This is a genomic window from Clostridioides sp. ZZV15-6388 (genome assembly GCF_020657755.1).
Classification (GTDB): Bacteria; Bacillota; Clostridia; order Peptostreptococcales; family Peptostreptococcaceae; genus Clostridioides.
The window spans coordinates 15,077-36,726 of sequence record NZ_JAGWCU010000014.1; the positions used below are offsets into that span (position 1 = coordinate 15,077).

Sequence of the window (21,650 nt, forward strand, 5' to 3'; positions counted from 1 at the left end):
AATTTGGGTCATTTTTTATTTTGTAAGATATATTAATGTAATCTATGTAAAAAAATTAAATACAACTATAAGCAATAAAACTAAAGTTGATGTAATTAAAATTATTTACTTTCAAAACACTTATAATGTAATATTAGTAGGTTTTAGATAGAGTCTATATATTATTATAACTTAAACTAATTCTTGTCAATTGACGCACTAATTATGAATAAGATATAATTAAATAAAAATAGTTTTATAAACTTAATTGAAAAAATATTAAATAAAAATAAATATATTTCTAAATTAAATATGTTTCAAGTAAGATAGGAGAGAGTTGATGGCTAACTTAATTCTAAATGGGATTTCTAGAACAGTTATAGTGAGTAGTTTATGTATATTTTTAATATTAATTTTTAAGAAAAAGATATTTAAAAGATTTAGTAAGAAGTTCAATTATTATATATGGTTAATAGTAGTTCTTAAGTTGTTACTTCCATTTACCTATTATACCTTTACAGTTAATATTTTAAGAAATAAAACGAAAGCCAGTATTGATAATATTAACTTAGAACATTTTAATAGTGTTTCAACTTTAAGTAATAGTATTTTGATATATGTTTGGATTTCTACTGTAATAATATATTTAACTTATACTATCTTTAAATACATAAAACTAAAAAACTTAATAAATGACTTATCTTATGATGTTGAGGATGAAGAAATAATAAATCTTTATGTAAGTATATTAAAAGAATTTAATATCACAAAAGATATAAAGTTAAAATATTCTTATGAAGTTGAAACACCAGCATTTTTTGATTCATGTGTGCTTTTACCACCACATGATTATAAACTAAAAGAACTTGAATGGATTTTTAGACATGAGCTTATGCATTTTAAGAGTAAAGACCTTTGTTTGAAATATGTAGTGTTGTTTTTAAAAATAGTTTATTGGTTTAATCCAGTTATATATATAATGGATAAACATATGGATTTAGATTGTGAACTTTATTGTGATGAGAGGGTTTTAAAAAAGTTTAGTACAGAAGATAAAAAAGACTATGCTTTAACAATTATAAATGCAATGAGAAGAAGCTCAAATTCTTCAAACAAATTTGTAGCTGGATTACATAAGAAATCTGATATTAAAAAGAGAGTAACGAATATGTTTAATGAAAAATATAAGAATGGTATATTAATAGCTTTAATTATATGTTTATTGTTTTCTGTTACGTTCTTTAAATTTGATTCAACTAGTCTTATTGAAGATACTGCTCCTTTAAATAAATCTGAGTGTGTATTTGAAGGAAGAGAGGAAGGAATGTTTATAACTATAGATTTTACATATGCAAATGCACCTGAAAAATTAAGAAGAGAGCATGAAGAAAACTGTAGAGCAGTTGGAATTATACCTAAAGATTCAGATTCAATAGAAGTTTTTCCCAGAGATTTTAGATATTGTTTGGATTTAAAAAAATAAAATTAACATCATAGAAGCTTTATATTTAAATTAAACAGTTAAAAAATTTAAGATTAATTACTAGAATATGATTTAAATAAGAAAAGAAGTAGTTTAGATTTAGTTTAAAAGGAGACATTTATATTAAGGATATAAAACTTAAAAAATAAGTAAATTGAAATACAAAATACTAATAAATAAGTTAGGTGAAAATATATGGTTAATTCAATTCTAAATGGGATTTTTAGAACTGTTATAGTAAGTAGCTTAAGTATTTTTCTGATATTGATTTTTAAGAAAAATGTATTCAAAAGATTTAGTAAAAAATTTAACTATTACATATGGATGATAGTTGTTATTAAGCTGTTGCTACCTTTTACATACTATACCTTTACAATAAATATCTTGAGAAGCAAAGAAAATATCAATATTAATAATATTAATTTAGAGGGATTCAATAATATTTCAAATTTAAAGAATAACATCTTATTATATGCTTGGCTTATAAGTGTAGTAATATATTTAATTTATACTATATTTAAATACATAAAACTTAAAAACTTAATAAATGATTTATCCTATGATGTTGAGGATGAAGAAATAATAAATCTTTATAAAGATATATTAAAAGAACTTAATATAACAAAAGATGTAAAACTAAAGTATTCTTATGAAGTTGAAACACCAGCATTTTTTAATTCATGTGTACTTTTGCCACCACATGACTATAATTTAAAAGAGCTCAATTGGATTTTTAGGCATGAACTTATGCATTTTAGGAGTAAAGACCTTTGTTTAAAGTATGTAATGATATTTTTAAAAATAGTATATTGGTTTAATCCATTTGTATATATAATGGACAAACATATAGATTTAGATTGTGAACTTTATTGTGATGAGAGGGTTTTAAAAAACCGTAGTGAAGAAGAAAAACAAGATTATGCTCTAACAATTATAAATGCAATGAGAAGAGGTTCAAATATTTCAAATAAATTTGTGGCTGGATTACATAAACAATCTGATATTAAAAAAAGAGTAATGAATATGTTTAATGAAAAATATAAAAATGGTATTTTAATGGCATTAACTTTATGTTTATTATCTTCTATTACTTTTTTAAAAGTAAATTCAACTAGTATTGCTAATTTAAATGTATTACCTAAAGATTTGGATTACTCAGAAACTACTAATAGAGCAATAATAGGCTTTATATCATTTACATATGCAGATGCTCCTGAAAAGGTTAGAAAAGAGCATAAAGAAAACTGTGAGTATTTGGGGAAGATTCCAAAAGATTCTGATGAAATAGAAGTTTATATAAAATTCTATAACAAATTAGAACCATAAGTAAACTTAGAAAAAACTATAATCTAAAAGTCACTTTTCTAAAAGTGGCTTTCTATAATAAGTTAAAAAATTCACTATATTTCTAACTTTATAGAAGTTTTATTAAAAAATATACGATACATAAAAACGCACAAAAAAACACATAAAACAATATTTATGCGTACTTTAGCTTCAAAAGGTACAAAATTCTTTACTTTTACAAACTCATATTATATAATTAAGTAAATAATGTATATTTAGGTGACATATTGGATAAGCTAATTAATTATTATTTATTAATATAATGATACTATAAAAGTTATATAAAGAGGTTTACAAAAAAGTTACAGATAGAGCTTTTATTAATGTATTGTGTATTAGTATTTTATCCTTAGGTACACTTCACCTACAAAATAGAATCATAAGATAATTATGGGAAAATTTTAGGAGGTTTATCGTGAAGAAAAAGATATTAATACCAGTATTTGCATCAGTTATGGCATTATCAGTAAGTTCAATTGTAAATGCAGATGAAATAAATGATTCATCTCAAAATAAAGATGATAAAACAAATACTGAATTAAATTTAGGCGAATATAAAGAAGTAAAATATAAAGTTGCAAGAATAAAAGATGGAGTAGCTATAAAGATAAGAGAAGAAGGTCAAGTTCAAAACATAGCTTATTCTGGAGACGAATTTACAGTCCTAGGAATCCAAGGAGAATGGGTTAAAGTTAAAGTTGAAGATGGCGAAGGTTGGTTGGCTACTAGATATGTAGATATATCTGAAGGGGTAGGATATACTAACGCTGATAAAGTAAACTTAAGAAAAGATAAAAGTGAAAATTCAGAAGTAATTGGAGAGCTAGAAAAAGGAAGCTCTTTATTGGTTTTAGAGGAAAATGGAGATTGGTTAAAAGTTAAAGATGGAGAAACAGAAGGATATGTAAAATCTTCTTATGTAACTGATAAAGCTCCAGTAATAGAAGAGCCACAAGTAGACCAAAATGTTACTCAAAATGGAGATTCTACAAACACAAATAACAATCAACAAAACAATACAAATAATAATCAACAAAATAATAATTCAAATGTGCCAACAGCTAACTCTAATGCAGTTCAAGCTGTGCTTAATTTGGCTTATTCTAAGCAAGGTTGCCCATATGTTTGGGGAGCAGAAGGGCCAAATACTTTTGACTGTTCAGGATTTACACAATATGTATACAGAAATGCAGTAGGAAAGAAGATACCAAGAACATCTAAGGCACAATCTAATTATGGACAAACTGTAAGTAAGGCAAATTTACAGCCAGGAGACTTAGTATTCTTTACAACTAATGGTTCTGGTTCTGTTAGTCATGTTGGTATATATGTAGGTGGAGGTAATATGATACATTCACCATCAACAGGAAAAACAGTTCGTGTAACTAGTATAAATTCAGCATACTATACAGCAAGATTTGTTACAGCAAAAAGAATCTTATAATCGATTTGTACTATAATAAATTGATAAATACATAAATACAAATGCTCTATATTATATTTAATTTAATCAGGAAATCTAAAATGATTATATGTTAAATGCAATATAGAGTTTTTTTGCATTATCTTAAATTTTGATGTGGATTTATATTAATATTACTATTAAATAGTATTCTTTCCAGATAATGATTATTTGCGCAATACCTTGACAGGATAAGGTAAAGGTGATAAGCTACTAACAGTACAAAAATACTTTTAATTTTAGTTCAGAGAGGCTAAAAAAGGAGGACGAAAGATGTTAAAATCAAGAAATTTAATCCAACCAGAAGACTTTTCAATAGAAGAAATAGATGAAATATTAGAATTAGCTCAAAAAATAATTGACAATCCGTCAAAATATTCTCATATATGTGAAGGTAAACTATTAGCTACATTATTTTATGAACCATCAACAAGAACAAGATTAAGTTTTGAATCTGCTATGAACAGACTAGGAGGTCGTGTCGTAGGTTTTTCAGAGCCAAACTCATCATCTGCATCAAAGGGTGAAACTTTAGGTGATACGATGAGAATAGTATCTGGTTATGTTGATATAATAGCTATGAGACACCCTCAATCAGGTGCAGCTACAGAAGCATCAAAATTCACAGAAGTACCATTTATAAATGCAGGAGATGGCGGAAATCAGCATCCAACCCAAACACTTACAGATTTACTTACTATAAAATCATTAAAAGGAACTTTAGAAAATCACACAATAGGATTATGTGGTGATTTAAAATATGGAAGAACTGTACATTCTTTAGTTAAGGCTATGGCGAGATACAAAAATACTAAGTTTGTATTTATAGCACCTGAAGAACTAAAAATGCCAGACTATATAAAAGAAGCTATAAAGGGACATGCTTACTATGAAACTAATAATTTAGATGATGTTATAGGAAGTTTGGATGTTTTATATATGACTAGAATTCAACAAGAAAGATTTGAAGATAAATCAGAATACGAAAGATTGAAAAACTATTATATTTTAAATAAAGCTAAATTAGAAAAAGCATCTGAAAGTATGTTAGTAATGCATCCATTACCAAGAGTAAATGAAATAGATGTTGATGTAGATACAGATGATAGAGCTGTTTATTTTAAGCAAGCTAAATATGGAATGTTCGTTAGAATGGCATTAATAATAAAGCTTCTAGGTATAAATGAAGGCTAGTAGTTACATTATATAATAGTAAAGGAGATTTTGGGATGTATAAAATTCTAGAAAATATATACATAGGTGAAGATATGTATAGAATGAAAGTAAAAGGTACTTTTGAAGGTAAGATGGGACAATTTTATATGCTAAGAGCATGGGATACTTATCCAGTACTTTCAAGACCTATAAGTATACATGATATAGATGAAGAAGGTATAACTTTTCTTTATAAAGTAGTAGGAGAAGGAACTCAAATTATTAGTAATCTAAAAGTGAATGATACTATAAAGCTAGAAGGTCCTTATGGAAATGGATATAGTAAAGTTGATGGAAAAGTAGCTCTAGTAGGTGGTGGAATCGGTGTAGCACCATTGTATTTAGTTGCTAAAAATATAAAAGACTGCGATGCTTATCTTGGATTTAGAGAAGATGTTATATTAGAAAATGAATATAAAGAAGTTTGTAATGAGGTATATACAACAGTAGGAAATACGTTTGTAACAGACATAATTGATGTAGAAAAATATGACTATATATTAACATGTGGGCCAACTCCAATGATGGAAAAATTGGTTAAAATGGTAGAAGGTACTAAAACAAGGATTATGGTGTCACTTGAAAATCATATGGCATGTGGAGTAGGAGCATGTTTAGTATGTACATGTAAGACTACTAAAGGAAACAAAAAAACTTGCAAAGATGGTCCAGTATTTTGGGGAGAGGACGTGATTTTTAATGGCTAATTTGAACATAAAATTTGGAAATATTAATTTTAAAAATCCAGTAATAATGGCGTCTGGGACTTTTGGATTTGGAAGAGAATATAATGAAATTTATGATATACAAAAGCTTGGTGGTATAAGTAGTAAAGGTCTTACTTTAAATAAAAAACCTGGTAACAATGGTATGAGAGTTCATGAGACACCATCAGGTATGATGAATAGTGTTGGACTTGAAAATCCTGGAGTTCAAGGATTTATAGACAGTGAACTTCCTTTCTTCAGTGAGTTAGATTTAGTTAGAATTGCTAATGTTGGAGGTGGAACATTAGAAGATTATCTACTTGGGGTTAAGCTGTTAAATGACAAGCCTGTAGATATTATTGAATTAAACATATCTTGTCCAAATGTCAAAGCAGGAGGAATGGCTTTTGGTATAAAAAATGAAGTGGCAAGAGAAGTTGTTCGTGAGGTAAGAAACGTAACTAAACTACCTCTAGTAATAAAATTATCGCCTAATGCTGAAGATATTGTGGGTATGGCAAAAGTTTGTGAAGAAGAAGGTGCTGATGGAGTATCTTTAGTTAATACTTTTAAAGCAATGGCAATTGATATAAAAAATAGAAAGCCAGTATTTGAAAATGTATATGCTGGATTATCTGGCCCAGCTATAAAGCCTATAGCTCTTAGAATGGTACATGAAGTTTGTAAAAATGTAAATATACCAGTAATGGGAATGGGTGGAATAACTAAAGCTACAGATGCCATAGAATTTATAATGGCAGGAGCTACTTGTATTCAAGTTGGAACTGCAAATTTCATGAATCCTAAAATTGGTCTTGAGATAATAGATGGAATCAATGAATTTATGGATAGAGAAGGAATAAAGACTTTAGAAGAAATAAGAGGAATTATATAAGTCAGTGCAGGTATGATAAATAAGTATAACTAAAGCAAATAATATAAATTAAAATAAATATAATATTAACATGGAGGAAAAAATAATATGAGTAAAGTAGATGTAGTAGATATATTAAAGAAAAGTGATGCATTATTAGAGGGACATTTTTTATTATCTTCAGGAAAACACAGTAACAGATATGTGCAATGTGCAAAGTTATTAAGATTCCCAGAGTATGCAGCTGAGGTATTAAATACAGTTGTTGAACAAATTAAAGATTTAGGTATAGACTTAGTAGTTGGGCCAGCTATGGGTGGAGTAGTAGTTTCTTATGAGTTAGGAAGACAGTTAGGAAAAGAAGCTATATTCACTGAGAGAAAAGATAATACAATGGAGTTAAGAAGAGGATTTGAAGTTAAAAAAGGTGCAAAAATAATAATTGCTGAAGATGTTGTTACTACTGGTAAGTCAACTATGGAAACAAAAAGAGTATTAGAAGCATTAGGTGGAGAAGTTATAGGTGTTGCTTGTATAGCTGATAGAACTAATCATGATATAGGTATGCCTATATATAGTGCAGTAAAACTTGATATTCAAGTTTATGAAGCTGGTGAATGTCCTTTATGTAAAGAGGGAAAATTACCAGTTGTTAAACCTGGAAGTAGAGAGTTTAAAGAATTAGGAATGTAATAACTAATTAATTAAATTTAACATTATTTGAGGAAATACAAATTTTTTTGACTAAAAAAATATCAATTTAAATATATAAATAAGAGATAATAAACAGCTAGCTTTCATTTAAAAGGCTAGCTGTTTTTTGTTGAAAATATATTTACAAAACAGTAGCTAGTAGCAGTACAATATAATTATAAAATAAAAAATTATTATATATATTGGGGAGGGTTTCGGTATGAGTAATCAATTAAAGAAAAATCAAAAAAAGGTTGTATTTTTTGGTGTTGGTGCTGTTGGGGCTACCTTTGCAGAACAATTTTTAAATTCTAAATATGATTTTAAAATTCTTTGTGACCAAAAAAGAAAAAAAAGATATTTAGAAGATGGTTTTATAATAAATGGAAAAAGATATGACTTCGATTATATAACTAAAGATGAATATAAAAAAGAAGCTGATTTTATAATTATAGGTTTAAAATACAATAACCTAAAAGAAAATATAGAAGAGTTAGATGGATTGGTTGGAAAAGATACAGTAATAATGTCTTTATTAAATGGAGTTAATAGTGAAGAGATAATAGGAGAAAGATTTGGAATTGAAAAAATGGTATATTCATATGTAACAAATATAGATGCAAAAAAAATAGAAAATAATATTATACATACTACAGATGGAATAATTGTATTTGGAAATAAAGATAATAGTGAAGATAGAAAAACAGATATAATAACTAAAGTTTTTGATAGTGTAAATATAGAATATGTATTATCAAAAAATATTCAAAAAGATATGTGGTGGAAATACATGGTTAATATTGGGGTAAATCAAACTTCAGCTATACTTGGAGCTTCTTATGGAGTGTTTCAAGATTCTGAATATCTAAGAGAGTTAGCAAAATCTGCAATGAGAGAAGTTGTTGATATAGCTGAAGTAAAAGGTATATGTCTTACAGAAGATGATGTAGAAAATTCATTACATAGAATACTAGAACATTCAAGAGAAGGTAGAACATCAATGCTTCAGGATGTAGAGGCTCATAGACTTACAGAAGTAGATATGTTTTCTAAGAATATTTGTGAACTTGGAAGAAAGTATAACATACCAACTCCTATAAATCAGACTCTTTTTTATATGATAAAAGTAATTGAAAGTAGATTTTAGAAAATTTTTAGAAAAAAATTGAGGCTGTGAGTAAATCTGTGTAAAACAAATTTATCTACAGCTTTTTTAGTAGACACAATTGGTAAAAATGGTTATACGTCAAATTATGAATACTAAAAAAATAAAAAATTTTAAATTTTTTATTTATTGCAAAAAAAAGGAAGAAATGCTATACTTTTTGTAATATATTATTTCAGTTGTTATGATACAGTAAATTTTTATAATTTAATCTGTCTAATAATGTCTTATAGTTTATGTTTTTATTATATTATAACAAAATAATATAAATAAAGTGATAGTATAGAAATAAGGTGATAGTATTGAAAGTAAAGTCAAATTTAGATGAAATTTTATATCATAAGATTATTGAAAGTCTTATACGTGGTGAATACTCTGTAGGTCAGAAAATTTTACTTAATGACCTTTGCGAAAAGTTTGAAGTTAGCCGAACACCAGTCGTACAGGCAGTAAAAATGTTAAATAAAGACGGTGTGCTTACTATTATGACAAATGGTAAAGTGTATGTACCAGAGTATGAATATGATATGGTAAAACAAGTTTGTGAAACAAGGACATTGATTGAAACATATGCTTTAGAAAAAATGATGAAGGAAGAAGATGATGAGGTTTTCCAACAAAAGCTAGATACGATAAAAAAATATTCTGATAAATGCGAAATATTTTATCAACAAGGAAAATCGGTAGAACTTGCTCTTACAGATTTAAAATTACATAAAGCTATTGTTGAAGGTGCAAATAATAAAATTTTAAAAGATATCTATGTTGGTATACAAGGAAGATTTATAGTAGTAAATTATTTGATACGACCATTAAAAAATCGTAATTATGAGGGAACAGTGCAAGACCATTTTGAAATATTGGAATACATTGAAAAGAGAGATACAAAAAAAGCAGTTGAGAAATTAAGAAATCATATACAAGGAACTATTAAACGATTTTGTGAAGATGAATAAGAGACTTCAAGATTCCTATATAGTACAGGAAGCCATATGGCTTCCTAAAAAATTAACCTTTTATAAAAAATTTTTTATTTTAAATTTAAAATTTTAAATTTAAAATAAAAAATTTGAAAGAGGTGATAGGAACTTTGAATAAAATTATTACAGAAGGGATAGAAAATACTATGAAAAAGCTATTTACAAGTGAAACATTTTTGGAATTTCAGTTTATCAGTGACTGCCAACTGTCTCCAGATGGAGGATATACAGCCTTTGTTATAAAGAAAGCTGATATCAAAGAGAATGGTTACACAAGCCAACTTTATGTATTAGACAATAAAAGTGGAGAATTAAAACAAATAACTTCTATAGATTCTGTAGGAGCATATGCTTGGGAAAATGAAAATACGATTTTGTTCCCTGCTTTGAGAAATGAAAAAGTAAAAGAAGGTATTAAAAATGGCAAGCAATGTATGAGTTACTATGCTTTATCTTTACATGGTGGAGAAGCAGAAGAACTTTTTAGATTACCCATCAAAGGTGGTAAATTGAATCCTATAGGAAAAGGTTTGTATGCAGTAATTGATTCTTATGATAATGACCAACCTGCTATGGAAGGATTGTCAGAAGAAGAACAGCAGAAAAAAATAAATGCTTATAATAAAAGACAATATGAACACTTTAAAGAAATTCCTTATGCTATCAATGGTGAAGGATATATTAGTAGGAAAAGAAAGCGCCTGTACTTATATAACAATAATACAAAGGAATTAAAGCCAATTACAGCCCCAATGTTTAATGTGGTAGATATGAAAATAAATGATGGCAAAATATTATATGTAGGACAGGAGTTTGAAAATGTAAAAGGTTTAAAAAATGGAGTTTATGTGTTTGATACTAAGAATAATACAAATGTTTGTATATTAGAAAAAGATAATTATATTATAAAAGGTTTTGAATTATATAAAAATAAAGCAGTGTTAAATTTAACAGATGCTTTGTCTTATGGTAATGGCGAAAATGGAGATTTTTATACCATTGATATTGATACAAAAGAAATGAAACTTCTTTCAGAACATCAACATCATTGTATAGGAAATACAATAACATCTGATATTAAAATAGGTACAGGGCAGACAACAAAAGTAGATGGTGAATATATTTATTATACCTCTACAGTAAATATGGACTGCATTATTGAGAGAATACATATTCCAACAGGAAAACAGGAAAAAGTTACAAAAACAGGTTCTGTTGATTTTATCGATGTGAAAGATGGCAATATTGTATGTGTAGCTTGTACAGGAAATCAATTACCTGAAGTTTATACAGTAGAAAATGAAACTTTATGCAAGAAAACATATTTGAATGAACATATTCTACAGGAATATAAAATTTCTGAACCAGAATATATGGAATCAAAAGGAAGTTCTAACTGGGAAATACAAGGATATGTATTTAAACCAGTAGATTATGAAGTAGGAAAAAAATATCCAGCTATATTGGCAATTCATGGTGGGCCAAGATTGACATATGGACCATATTTTATGCATGAAATACAGGTATTTGCAAGTTCAGGATATTTTGTATTCTTCTGTAATCCAAGAGGTTCCGAAGGTCGAGGGAATGATTTTGCTGATATTAGAAAACAATTTGGAGATATTGATTACATAGATTTTATGGAGTTTACAGATGCTGTACTTGAAAAATATCCTGATATTGATGAAACGAAGTTGGCTGTAGAAGGTGGAAGCTATGGCGGATTTATGACAAACTGGATAATTGGTCATACAAATCGTTTTGCTGCTGCTTGTGCTCAGCGTTCTATTGCAAACTGGAGTGGTATGGAGGGTACAACAGACATTGGTTATTATTTCTGCAAAGGGCAAACAGGAGCTTCTCACATGGAAAATCATGAGCTTCAATGGAAACAATCTCCTCTTGCTTACGCTGATAAATGTGTTACTCCAACTTTATTCTTACATGGGGAAAAAGATTATCGTTGCTATATGCAAGAAGCATTCCAGATGTTTTCTGCATTGAAAATTCATGAATGCCCTACAAAACTTTGTCTTTTTGCAGGAGAAAATCATGAGTTATCACGTTCTGGCAGACCAAAACAAAAACTACAAAGATTAGTAGAAATGTTAAATTGGTTTTCAATATATGTTAAAAAAGAGCAGTAAAGAGAGGAGAATATAAAAATGGAAAAACTAAAAATTGAAAGTTCAGATATTTACGAATATTTATTTCCTCATGATATTTCTTGTTCCCCTGATGGAAAGTATATTGCTTATATTATATCAAATATCAATGAGGAAAAAGATTGTTATGAACATGACTTATATGTTATGGAAATAAAAACAAAAAAACAAATACATTTAACTCAAACAAGAGATGTAACAGCATTTAGCTGGATTTCTAATACAGAATTATTTTTTACTTCAAAAAGAGATAAACCAAAAGCAGGTACAACAGATTTTTACACTATTTCTATACAAGGAGGAGAAGCAAAAAGAGCATTTTCTATCCCCAAAGCCTGTGGTCTACCTGTATCATTGGGAAATAAATTGTGGTTATTGATGACAAAAAATCCAACAGATGCTAAAAAATCAGAACCAGATAGAGCGGTAGAAGGTGTGGACTATTGGACATTTACAGATAAACCTTTTATAAGAGATGGAGAAAGTTTTTCTCAAAGAAGACGTGTTACTTTAGAGTTGTATCAAGAAGGAAAAAATGAAACAAAAGCTATTACACCAAAATATTGTGAGGTAGCAAGTTTAGATGTTTCTTCTGACAAAAAAAGAATTTTATATATTGGTCAGATTTATGAAGATTGTGCGACACCTTTTTCTGGTCTTTGGGAGTATCATTTAGAAACTGGAGAAACAAAAGAACTTGTTCCACAGGGAAAGTATCAAATTAGCTTGGCTAAATATGTTGGTGAAAATAAAGTAATGTTGCAGGCTTCTACATTAGACCGTTCTATTACACAGAACCATGATATTTTTATGCTTAACTTGGATAATGGTGCAATGAATATGATTGCAAGCCCAGATGGTATGTATGCTACATTATTGGATGTAGATGCTGTATATGGTGGTGGGCGTAGTAATAAAGTCATAGGAGATAAGTTTATTGGTGCAAGAATTTGCAGAACTATGACAGAGTTTAATGAATTTGACACAAAAACAGGTAATATACGCATTATTACAAAAGTAGATGCTTTTACCTCTTTTGATGTTTATGACAACACAATGTATGTAGTTATGCTGAAAGACTATGAATTAGCAGAAATATACAGCATTGATATGATGACAGGAGAAATGATAAAAATGACTACTTTTTCTAAACCATACTTAGATAGTCATAAAGTATCTTTACCTGAAAAATTAACATTTGTGGCAAAAAATGGAGAGGAAGTAGATGGTTTTGTAATACCACCTGTAGATGTTAAAGAAGGTGAAAAATATCCAGCTGTATTATTTATCCATGGTGGACCTAAATGGGCATATGGTTATATGTTTACACATTTGAAACAGTGTGTAGCATCAAAAGGAATGTATGTTATTTACTGTAATCCTCATGGAGGCGATGGATATGGTGAAAAATTCTTGGAGATGGTAGAAAGATGGGGTTATGTTGATTATGAACATCTCATGGAATTTGTAGATACCTGTATTGAAAAATATCCTGGTATTGATGCAGACCGCCTAGGTGTGACAGGAGGAAGTTATGGTGGTTATATGGCAAACTGGATAATTGGCCATACAGACCGTTTCAAAGCAGTTGCTTCTCAAAGAGGTATTAGTAACTTAGTTACAGCGTCTTTGATTATTGACTTTGGTGATAGAATTATGAAGCAAACTTGTGGTGATAAGACACCTTGGAATCATGAGGAAGTTCTTTGGAATCATTCGCCTATTAAATATGTAAAAAATGTTAAAACACCAACTTTGTTCTTACATAGCGATAGAGATTATAGATGTTTTATGGGAGATACTTTCCAAATGTTCACAGCATTAAAACAGCTTGGTGTAGATACAGAAATGTATTTATTCCATGGAGATACACACGGATTGTCTAGAAATGGCAGACCATCTAATAGAATTGTACGTGCTGATGCCATTGTAGATTGGTTTGAAAGATATTTATAATAAGGGGGTTATTTTATGAGTGAAATGTTATTATGGTTTAGTGTTGTATTAGTTTTGTTTGCTATTGGAGATTTAATTGCAAGTAAAACAAAAGCAAAAGTTTCTGCTGTATTTGTCACATTACTTTTATTTTTGATTCTCTTTGTTACAAAAGTGATACCAGCAGATATTATTGAAAAAGCAGGTATGACTGCAGCGGCAAGTTGGAGTGTTCCAATGATTATGTTCAGTATGGGAACAATGTTGAATGTCAAACAGTTTATAGACGAATGGAGAACTGTGTTGACAGCATGGCTTGGAATTTTGGCAGTTATCATTTGTGTTTCATTGTGTATTCCTCTGTTTGGAAAAGCAACAGTATTGACAAGTATACCAGTTATAAATGGGGCTTTACCTGCTACCACTATTATGACACAGGCAGCGTTAGAAAAAGGATTGACACTTGCAGCAGCTACAGCAACAGTTGTATTTGCAATTCAGAAATTTGTTGGTACACCAATTGCCTCTAGAGCTGCACTACAGGAAGCCAACCGTCTTTTAATAGAATATCATGAAGCAAAAGGAAAAGGAATTGATTTAGCAAATGTGAGTGGTGACAATAAAGAAACAGAAGGTACAGCAAAAAAAGCAAAACAAGTTTTCTGTGAAAAATATGATAAATATTATTCTACAAATGTTTGTATATTTTTTATAGCTATATTCTCTTATTTAGGATATGAGTTTTCAGAGATTATTCATGTGAATTATTCGATTGTATGTCTTGTTGTTGGTGTTCTTGTAACTCGTATTGGTATTGTACCAAAAGACATTTTAGAAAAAGGAAAAATAAAGGGGTTTATTAACATGGTTGTGTTTGCGGCTGTTATTCCTTCTTTAGCGAAGGTTTCTTTGACAGATTTAGTTAGTCTTTTTGTACCAATTGTAGGTATGTTTGCAGTTTCTATTATTGGTATATTTATTACAATGAAGGTATTACCTGGATGGAAAATTATTGGTTCTAAACCTCTTGCCTTTGGTGTAGGATTTTGCCAGATGCTGGGATTCCCAACAACATATTTGATTTCAAATGAAGTATGTAATGCCATTGGAGAAACAGAAGAAGAAAGAGCATATTTGATGTCTAAAATAATGCCTAAGCTAGTAGTTGGTGGTATGGCTTGTATGATTTCTATAGTGGTAGCTGGTATTATTGTACCAATGCTATAAATAAATTTTGTAATTAAATAGTAAATAGGAAAAGGGATAATTATTTATTGGGATAGGTTATAATATAAAAAGGATTCTAAAAGTCATAAAAAGCTTGTAGAATCTTTTTTTATGTTAACTTAAATAATGAACGCATAAGTTTAAGGGAAATACTCATAGCTATAACATGAGAATGATAAATAAAATTAAAAATTCTAATACATATGCAGTATTTAAAATTTCTTCTGTTATGTCATGTTTGATTTTTAATAACTCTTTCACGTTTTATCTAAAATAAAAAACACTCAAATATGACTAAGAGCGGTTTGAAATTCAATGTTAATTTAATTTTAGAATTATCCATCTTATAATATATAAAAGATGAATTGAAAAATATTTTTAATAGCTATAACTATTGATATTACTTATTTTTATATTAACTACTATATCATAAAATAACAAAAAAATCAAGTCGAGTAATCTCTCTGTTTCAGTGATATACTAGGTTTTAATAGTTTTTAATAAACATAATGTAACTAGAGGATAATCTATGTTTTTTAATTTTTTTGATTAAAGTTATCTCTAGCTCAATAATTATAAGGAGAAATATTATGAATTTGAAAAAAGGATTAGATATTTTAGAAATTCCATCAAGTATATTAGGTAAGGGTAAAGTTATATATATTCCAGTAATCTATACAGAAGATGAGGCAACCATTGTTGATACTGGACTTCCAGGTCAAGGAGAGTTAATAATTGATGCTCTTAATAAGAGTAATACAAGTTTTAATAAATTAAAAAATATCATAATAACTCACCATGATATAGACCATATAGGAAATATAAAATATTTAAGAGAAAAATCTAAAAATGATATAAAGGTATATGCATACAAAAGTGAAGTTAACTATATAACAGGAGAGGAAACACCATTTAAACTTTGCATATTAGAGCAAGAAATAGATAATTTTAATGACAAAATGCTTGATATGTTAAATGCTATGAAACTTGGATTTAAGTCATCATATACGACAGTAGATGTATCTTTAAATAACCATGAGGTTTTACATTTAAGTGAAGAAGTAGAGGTTATACACACAGGTGGTCATACTAGGGGTCATATATGTCTTTATTTAAAGAAATCTAAAGTACTTATTGCTGGAGATTTATTAGAGATAAAAGATGGTAAACTTAGACCAGTTGATGTAATGCATAGTGACAAGCAAGAATTGATAAAAGCTATTAAGAAATTAAGTAACTATGATATAGAGGAAATAGTTTTTAGTCATGGTGGATTATATAAAAAAAATATAATTGAAACATTAAAAAATATAGTTATTGAATAATGTTACATGATTGAAAATACTCTCCAGCTCTTTATGAAAAATTTATCTATATAAATAATTAAATATGAGAAGGAAAGAAACAAAAAATGTATAAATAATTATTTACTTGATATTTTGAGAATAAAAATATTACTGGAATCAGAAATTTCCAGTAATATTGAGTAGGAAAAAATATATTTACACAAATCTATAAACATTCTCAAAAAACTTATAATTATTGTTAGTTTTAAATTATATTAATCTTCAATGCTATTTAAATTACTAAATATTTTTAACTCTTCAATGAAAATACTTGCTGCTTTTGATAAAGTTATATCTTTTGGAAAGATATATGAAAAATGTCTGTTATAGTTGCTTCCAAGTTCTATAACAGATAGTTCGTTATTTAAAACAGGTAAGCTTGTTACTAGATTAGATACTATTGTAATCCCTAAATTATTTCTAACTGATTCTTTGACAGCATAGTTACTTCCAAAGACCATCATACTTTTTGGAATAATTTCCTTAACACTTAAAAACATATCCAAATAGTCTCTAGTTCCAGAACCATCTTCTCTGACTATCCATTTCTGATTTTGAAGCTTATCAAAACTAAAATCTTTTAATAAAGGACTATTATATGGAAGTGCTAAAACCATCTTATCTTCAAAAAAATATTCTTGCATAAATGTGGGTGAAGAACAAGTCCCTTCGATAAGTCCAATATCTAAAATATAATCCTTAACATGAGAAGATACAATAGATGTATTTTCTATGAAAATTTCTATATCTATGTCAGGATACTTTTGAGAAAATAGTGCAAGAAAATTAGGAAGAATATATTCTCCAATAGTTAAACTTGCGCCAATCTTTAAACGTCCAGTTATAGCATCTGAAACCTGACTTACATCATGATATGTAACACTTAAAAGATTTAGTATTTCTTTGGCTCTTTTATATAATATTTGTCCACTTTCTGTGATAAAAATAGTTTTTTGTTTAATAGACCTATTTATAAGTACAACTTTAAAGTAGTTTTCTAAGTTTTTAATATGTTTACTTACACTTGGTTGTGATAAATTTAGATATTCACCAGCCTTAGTGAAATTTTTATATTCAACAACAGCCACAAACGTTTTTAATTCTTCAAACAATTTTTTATATCTCCTTTGCATAACAAAAATTTTGTATTTTTTATAAGTTACTTACAGATAATTGTAATATATACATTAATCATTAAAAATATTAATCATTACGATATTATATATTTATTTTACTTATGGTTATTACAATTATATACTATTATTGTAAAGAAAACTATATTAATTGGAAGGTAGGTATATTATGTTAAAAAATAAAAGTAGTTTTACATTAAAGAATATAAAAGAAATATTACCTGGGTTGTTTGTATCAGTATTAGTAGGTTATATTAGTATATTTATTTCGATATTAATACCTAAGGTAGGAGCAGCATCAATCTCTATATTTTTGGGTATGTTTGTAGGAAATTTATTTTTAAACCAGAAAGTATTTCAAAAGGGTTATAAATTTTCAGAAACAGATTTGCTATCATATTCAATAGTATTATTAGGAGCAACACTTAGTATATCTACTCTAATAGATTTAAAGATTTCAGGTATATTGTTTATAATATTACAAATGACAATAACAATAGTATCAGCACTTTATATAGGTAAAAAGCTAGGTTTTGGTGAAAACTTTAGATTTCTTATGGCAAGTGGAAATGCAGTATGTGGTTCTTCTGCTATAGCAGCAACAGTTCCAGTAGTTAATGCTACAGACAAAGAAAAAGGAATAGCAATAACTATTGTAAATGTTACTGGTATATTTCTTATGTTTTTACTTCCAATAATATCTCAATTCTTATATAGTCATGAACTTGTAAAAACATCAGCAATGATAGGTGGTACATTACAATCAATTGGTCAAGTTGTGGCAAGTGGAGCTATAGTTGGGGAAAATGTAAAGGATTTAGCAACTATTTTCAAAATAATGAGAGTAATATTCTTAGTTGTAGTTGTTTTAGTATTTGGACATTTGAAAAATAAGTCTAACAGTGAAATTATTGAAGAAGAAAAAGATGAAATAAAAAAGAAAAAAATAAATATACCATGGTATGTACTTGGGTTTTTCATAACTTGTGCACTTTTTTCAATTAATATCATACCAAAAGAAGTATCTGTATTGTGCAAAGAAATAAGTAATAAATTTGAAATAATAGCACTAGCAGCAATTGGATTAAAAGTTAATGTAAAAGACTTAGTAAGACAAGGTAAAGCAGTTTCTTTATATGGTTTATTTGTAGGAACAGTACAAGTTATATCAGCGATAGTTTTGATAAAGATATTTATATAGAATAAAAGTATTGATTATAATATCAATCTACTTAATCAAAATAATATGTTATTAATAATCGATAATATAAATAAAAAATGAATTCTAATAAGCGTAGATGGGTATAAGCTTATTGGAGTTCATTTTTTATTTATAGTGAAAATTTAAAGTAAAATATTATTTTACATAATAATAACATTATAAATTTTGAAATTAGTTATCTTTGTGTTAAAATAAGAAAAATGCACATATCACAGTTAAGTATTTAAGCAGATAAATAAAATAAAAATATAAATATTAAGGAGATTTTTTATATGAATGTTTATGAAAAGAATAATGTAGTTATACTAGAAGGAGTAACAGATTTTGATCCAAAACATATATTTGAGTGTGGTCAATGTTTTAGATGGCAAAAGCAAGAAGATGGCTCATACACAGGAGTTGCGAAAGGTAGAATATTAAATGTAAAAAAAGAAGATGATAAAGTATATTTAAATAATACAAATTTAGAGGAGTTTAATAGTATTTGGTATAATTACTTTGATTTAGGGACTGATTATACAGAAATAAAAAACAATCTAAAAAGTATGGATGAATATTTAAATAAAGCTACTGAATTTGGATGGGGAATAAGAATATTGAGACAAGATGGATGGGAAATGCTTATATCATTCATAATTTCTTCTAATAATAGAATTCCTATGATACAAAGAGCTATAGAAAACTTATCAAAAAGTTTTGGTAAATACATAGGTGAGTATGAAGGTAAAGAATACTATGCATTTCCAACACCAGAAGAGTTAAATAAAGCCTCACAAGAGCAAATAAGAGCATGTCAAACAGGTTTTAGAGACAAGTACATAAAGAGTACTACACAAGCTGTTATAGAAAATAATGATAAGGTATCTGAATATGTAAATCTAAGTACAGATGATTGTAGAAAAGAGCTTTTAAAATTTAATGGAGTAGGTCCAAAGGTATGTGATTGTATTGCGTTATTTGGCATGCAAAAATATGACTCTTTTCCAGTTGATGTATGGGTTAAGAGAGTTATGCAAGAGTTCTACATAAATGAAGATATGAGTTTACCTAAAATGAGAACTTATGGGATTGATAAATTTGGAGAAATGTCTGGATTTGCACAACAATATCTATTTTACTATGCAAGAGAGCTTGGTATAGGAAAATAGACTTAAGGGGGAAGGAATTATGGGAGTGATAGGCACAATATTTCTGTTCTATTTAATTATATCATATCTAGCTGGAGCCATAATTTCTGTAATTATATTACTTGAAAATAGAGATCCTGCAAAAACCATGTCTTGGTTATTGATGTTTATCATATTTCCTGGGATAGGGTTAATTATATATGCTATTTCGGGTAGAAATATTAGAAAACGAAAATTATTTAAAACTCAAAAACTAGCTAATAATATAAAAGAAAAGAAACTTTTTGATACATTAGAAAAGATAACAGAAATTGTTGAACTAGAAAAAGAATCTATAAGGCAAAATAAGCTTTTAAGAGATGAAGAAGATGGTAGCTATAGAAAAAGAGTCATAAGCATGCTACTAAAGACTGGGATGTTTCCATTTACTAAAAACAATAAAGTAGATGTTTTTGTAGATGGAAATGAAAAATTTAAGAGACTTATAGAAGATATAAGAGAAGCTAAAGACCATATTCATTTAGAGTACTTTATAATCAAAGACAGTGAAATAGGTAGGGTGTTAAAAGAAGAACTTATAAAAAAAGCTAAGGAAGGTATTAAAATAAGAATTTTATATGATGATGTAGGGTGTTGGAGATTTTGGTTTAATAGAAAATTTTTCCGAGAAATGAGAGAAGTAGGTATAGAAATAGCAGCTTTTTTACCTACAAAATTCCCTATAATAGGAGGAAAGTTAAACTATAGGAATCATAGAAAAATTGTTGTTATTGATGGAATAATTGGATATACAGGTGGAATAAATATAGGAGATGAATATTTAGGAAAAAATGAGAAGTTTGGGTATTGGAGAGATACTCATATTAGAATTAAAGGAATTTCTGTATATATGCTTCAAATGACATTTTTGATTGATTGGTATTATACAACAAAAGAGGTTTTAGTCACTAAAAATTACTTTCCAAGTGTCGGAAATGTAGGTGAAAGTATGATACAAGTGGTAGCTAGCGGACCAGATAGTGATTGGGAAGACATTCATTATGCTTATTTTTCTGCTATATGTCAAGCTAAACAAAATGTTTATATAGAAACTCCATACTTTATTCCGGATGAGAGTCTGCTGAAAGCTATAAAAAGTGCTGCACTTAGTGGTGTAGATGTAAGAATAATATTTCCTAAAATTGCAGACCACAAAATAGTTAATATAGCATCTTATTCATATTTTGAAGAAATATTAAGAGCAGGTGGTAAAGTCTATTTGTATAAAAAAGGATTTATACATTCCAAAGTAGTAATAATAGATGATAAAATTGCTTCTGCGGGTACAGCAAACATGGACTTAAGAAGTTTTATGCTCAACTTTGAAGTGAATGCTTTTATTTATGATGAAGATGTTATCAAGGTAATGACAGATGATTTCTTTGAAGATTTAAGTTATTGTGAAGAGCTTAATTTAGAGGTATTCATGAACAGAAATATTGTACAAAAAATTAAAGAATCTGTAGCCAGATTATTTTCACCAATATTATAAAAAATTATTAAAAAAGGTATTGAAAATTATGTGTGATTGGTATATTATAATAATTGTTA

17 protein-coding genes are annotated in these 21,650 nt (G+C 27.9%); 16 read left to right on the forward strand and 1 reads right to left on the reverse strand.

The genetic code is table 11. The features are described from left to right. Window positions 1-319: 319 nt before the first annotated feature. From KGF48_RS10375 to KGF48_RS10435, 13 genes are all read left to right on the forward strand, one after another. Window positions 320-1,462: a M56 family metallopeptidase gene (locus KGF48_RS10375; protein WP_227868025.1), complete on the forward strand. Its 1,143-nt coding sequence runs from the start codon at window positions 320-322 to the stop codon at window positions 1,460-1,462. Between the two features lie 195 nt (window positions 1,463-1,657). After that, window positions 1,658-2,788 (forward strand): M56 family metallopeptidase, encoded by a 1,131-nt coding sequence (locus tag KGF48_RS10380; protein WP_227839784.1) that lies wholly within the window; start codon window positions 1,658-1,660, stop codon window positions 2,786-2,788. 436 nt (window positions 2,789-3,224) lie between these two features. Further along, the gene (locus KGF48_RS10385) at window positions 3,225-4,253 is read left to right on the forward strand and encodes an NlpC/P60 family protein (RefSeq protein WP_227827831.1); all 1,029 of its coding nucleotides are present in this window, start codon (window positions 3,225-3,227) and stop codon (window positions 4,251-4,253) included. A gap of 291 nt (window positions 4,254-4,544) precedes the next feature. Next, window positions 4,545-5,465: an aspartate carbamoyltransferase gene (gene pyrB, locus KGF48_RS10390; protein WP_227839785.1), complete on the forward strand. Its 921-nt coding sequence runs from the start codon at window positions 4,545-4,547 to the stop codon at window positions 5,463-5,465. Window positions 5,466-5,500: 35 nt separating this feature from the next. After that, entirely contained in the window at window positions 5,501-6,193 is a 693-nt protein-coding gene (locus KGF48_RS10395) for a dihydroorotate dehydrogenase electron transfer subunit (protein WP_227839786.1), read from the forward strand. After that, a complete protein-coding gene (locus tag KGF48_RS10400) occupies window positions 6,186-7,088 on the forward strand; it encodes a dihydroorotate dehydrogenase (RefSeq protein WP_227839787.1) in 903 nt (300 codons plus the stop codon). The genes KGF48_RS10395 and KGF48_RS10400 overlap by 8 nt, the downstream gene beginning before the upstream one ends. An 87-nt stretch (window positions 7,089-7,175) precedes the next feature. Beyond that, window positions 7,176-7,760, forward strand: a complete 585-nt coding sequence (gene pyrE / locus KGF48_RS10405; RefSeq protein ID WP_227827827.1) for an orotate phosphoribosyltransferase — start codon at window positions 7,176-7,178, stop codon at window positions 7,758-7,760. A 220-nt stretch (window positions 7,761-7,980) separates the two neighbouring features. Further along, window positions 7,981-8,907 carry a ketopantoate reductase family protein gene (locus KGF48_RS10410; RefSeq protein ID WP_227868026.1) on the forward strand — a complete coding sequence of 309 codons (927 nt, stop codon included), beginning with the start codon at window positions 7,981-7,983 and terminating at the stop codon, window positions 8,905-8,907. 311 nt (window positions 8,908-9,218) lie between these two features. Continuing rightward, on the forward strand, window positions 9,219-9,881 hold the full coding sequence (locus tag KGF48_RS10415; RefSeq protein WP_227868027.1) for a GntR family transcriptional regulator: 663 nt from the start codon (window positions 9,219-9,221) through the stop codon (window positions 9,879-9,881). A gap of 134 nt (window positions 9,882-10,015) precedes the next feature. Then, complete coding sequence (locus KGF48_RS10420; protein WP_227839790.1) at window positions 10,016-12,052, forward strand: alpha/beta hydrolase family protein; 2,037 nt, start codon at window positions 10,016-10,018, stop codon at window positions 12,050-12,052. A gap of 18 nt (window positions 12,053-12,070) precedes the next feature. Continuing rightward, complete coding sequence (locus tag KGF48_RS10425) at window positions 12,071-14,026, forward strand: alpha/beta hydrolase family protein (RefSeq protein WP_227839791.1); 1,956 nt, start codon at window positions 12,071-12,073, stop codon at window positions 14,024-14,026. A 15-nt stretch (window positions 14,027-14,041) separates the two neighbouring features. Next, a complete protein-coding gene (locus tag KGF48_RS10430; RefSeq protein WP_227839792.1) occupies window positions 14,042-15,232 on the forward strand; it encodes a permease in 1,191 nt (396 codons plus the stop codon). 590 nt (window positions 15,233-15,822) lie between these two features. Further along, complete coding sequence (locus tag KGF48_RS10435; RefSeq protein WP_227839793.1) at window positions 15,823-16,557, forward strand: MBL fold metallo-hydrolase; 735 nt, start codon at window positions 15,823-15,825, stop codon at window positions 16,555-16,557. A 236-nt stretch (window positions 16,558-16,793) separates the two neighbouring features. Here the strand turns inward: KGF48_RS10435 and KGF48_RS10440 are convergent, their stop codons facing one another. Then, window positions 16,794-17,690, reverse strand: a complete 897-nt coding sequence (locus KGF48_RS10440) for a LysR family transcriptional regulator (protein WP_227839794.1) — start codon at window positions 17,688-17,690, stop codon at window positions 16,794-16,796. Window positions 17,691-17,880: 190 nt separating this feature from the next. On the opposite strand from KGF48_RS10440, the gene KGF48_RS10445 reads away from it, so the two are divergent. From KGF48_RS10445 to cls, 3 genes are all read left to right on the forward strand, one after another. After that, on the forward strand, window positions 17,881-18,912 hold the full coding sequence (locus KGF48_RS10445) for a putative sulfate exporter family transporter (RefSeq protein ID WP_227839795.1): 1,032 nt from the start codon (window positions 17,881-17,883) through the stop codon (window positions 18,910-18,912). Window positions 18,913-19,205: 293 nt separating this feature from the next. Beyond that, window positions 19,206-20,081, forward strand: coding sequence for a DNA-3-methyladenine glycosylase family protein (locus tag KGF48_RS10450; protein WP_227827818.1), 876 nt, complete (start codon window positions 19,206-19,208; stop codon window positions 20,079-20,081). A 19-nt stretch (window positions 20,082-20,100) separates the two neighbouring features. After that, window positions 20,101-21,591 carry a cardiolipin synthase gene (cls, locus tag KGF48_RS10455; RefSeq protein WP_227839796.1) on the forward strand — a complete coding sequence of 497 codons (1,491 nt, stop codon included), beginning with the start codon at window positions 20,101-20,103 and terminating at the stop codon, window positions 21,589-21,591. The last annotated feature ends 59 nt before the right edge of the window (window positions 21,592-21,650 follow it).

What these genes read in the sequence shown, in the direction of transcription:
- KGF48_RS10375 (WP_227868025.1), top strand. Translation starts at nt 320, where the DNA reads ATGGCTAACTTAATTCTAAATGGGATTTCTAGAACAGTTATAGTGAGT.
- KGF48_RS10380 (WP_227839784.1), top strand. Translation starts at nt 1,658, where the DNA reads ATGGTTAATTCAATTCTAAATGGGATTTTTAGAACTGTTATAGTAAGT.
- pyrB (WP_227839785.1), top strand. Translation starts at nt 4,545, where the DNA reads ATGTTAAAATCAAGAAATTTAATCCAACCAGAAGACTTTTCAATAGAA.
- KGF48_RS10395 (WP_227839786.1), top strand. Translation starts at nt 5,501, where the DNA reads ATGTATAAAATTCTAGAAAATATATACATAGGTGAAGATATGTATAGA.
- KGF48_RS10400 (WP_227839787.1), top strand. Translation starts at nt 6,186, where the DNA reads ATGGCTAATTTGAACATAAAATTTGGAAATATTAATTTTAAAAATCCA.
- pyrE (WP_227827827.1), top strand. Translation starts at nt 7,176, where the DNA reads ATGAGTAAAGTAGATGTAGTAGATATATTAAAGAAAAGTGATGCATTA.
- KGF48_RS10410 (WP_227868026.1), top strand. Translation starts at nt 7,981, where the DNA reads ATGAGTAATCAATTAAAGAAAAATCAAAAAAAGGTTGTATTTTTTGGT.
- KGF48_RS10425 (WP_227839791.1), top strand. Translation starts at nt 12,071, where the DNA reads ATGGAAAAACTAAAAATTGAAAGTTCAGATATTTACGAATATTTATTT.
- KGF48_RS10430 (WP_227839792.1), top strand. Translation starts at nt 14,042, where the DNA reads ATGAGTGAAATGTTATTATGGTTTAGTGTTGTATTAGTTTTGTTTGCT.
- KGF48_RS10435 (WP_227839793.1), top strand. Translation starts at nt 15,823, where the DNA reads ATGAATTTGAAAAAAGGATTAGATATTTTAGAAATTCCATCAAGTATA.
- KGF48_RS10445 (WP_227839795.1), top strand. Translation starts at nt 17,881, where the DNA reads ATGTTAAAAAATAAAAGTAGTTTTACATTAAAGAATATAAAAGAAATA.
- KGF48_RS10450 (WP_227827818.1), top strand. Translation starts at nt 19,206, where the DNA reads ATGAATGTTTATGAAAAGAATAATGTAGTTATACTAGAAGGAGTAACA.
- cls (WP_227839796.1), top strand. Translation starts at nt 20,101, where the DNA reads ATGGGAGTGATAGGCACAATATTTCTGTTCTATTTAATTATATCATAT.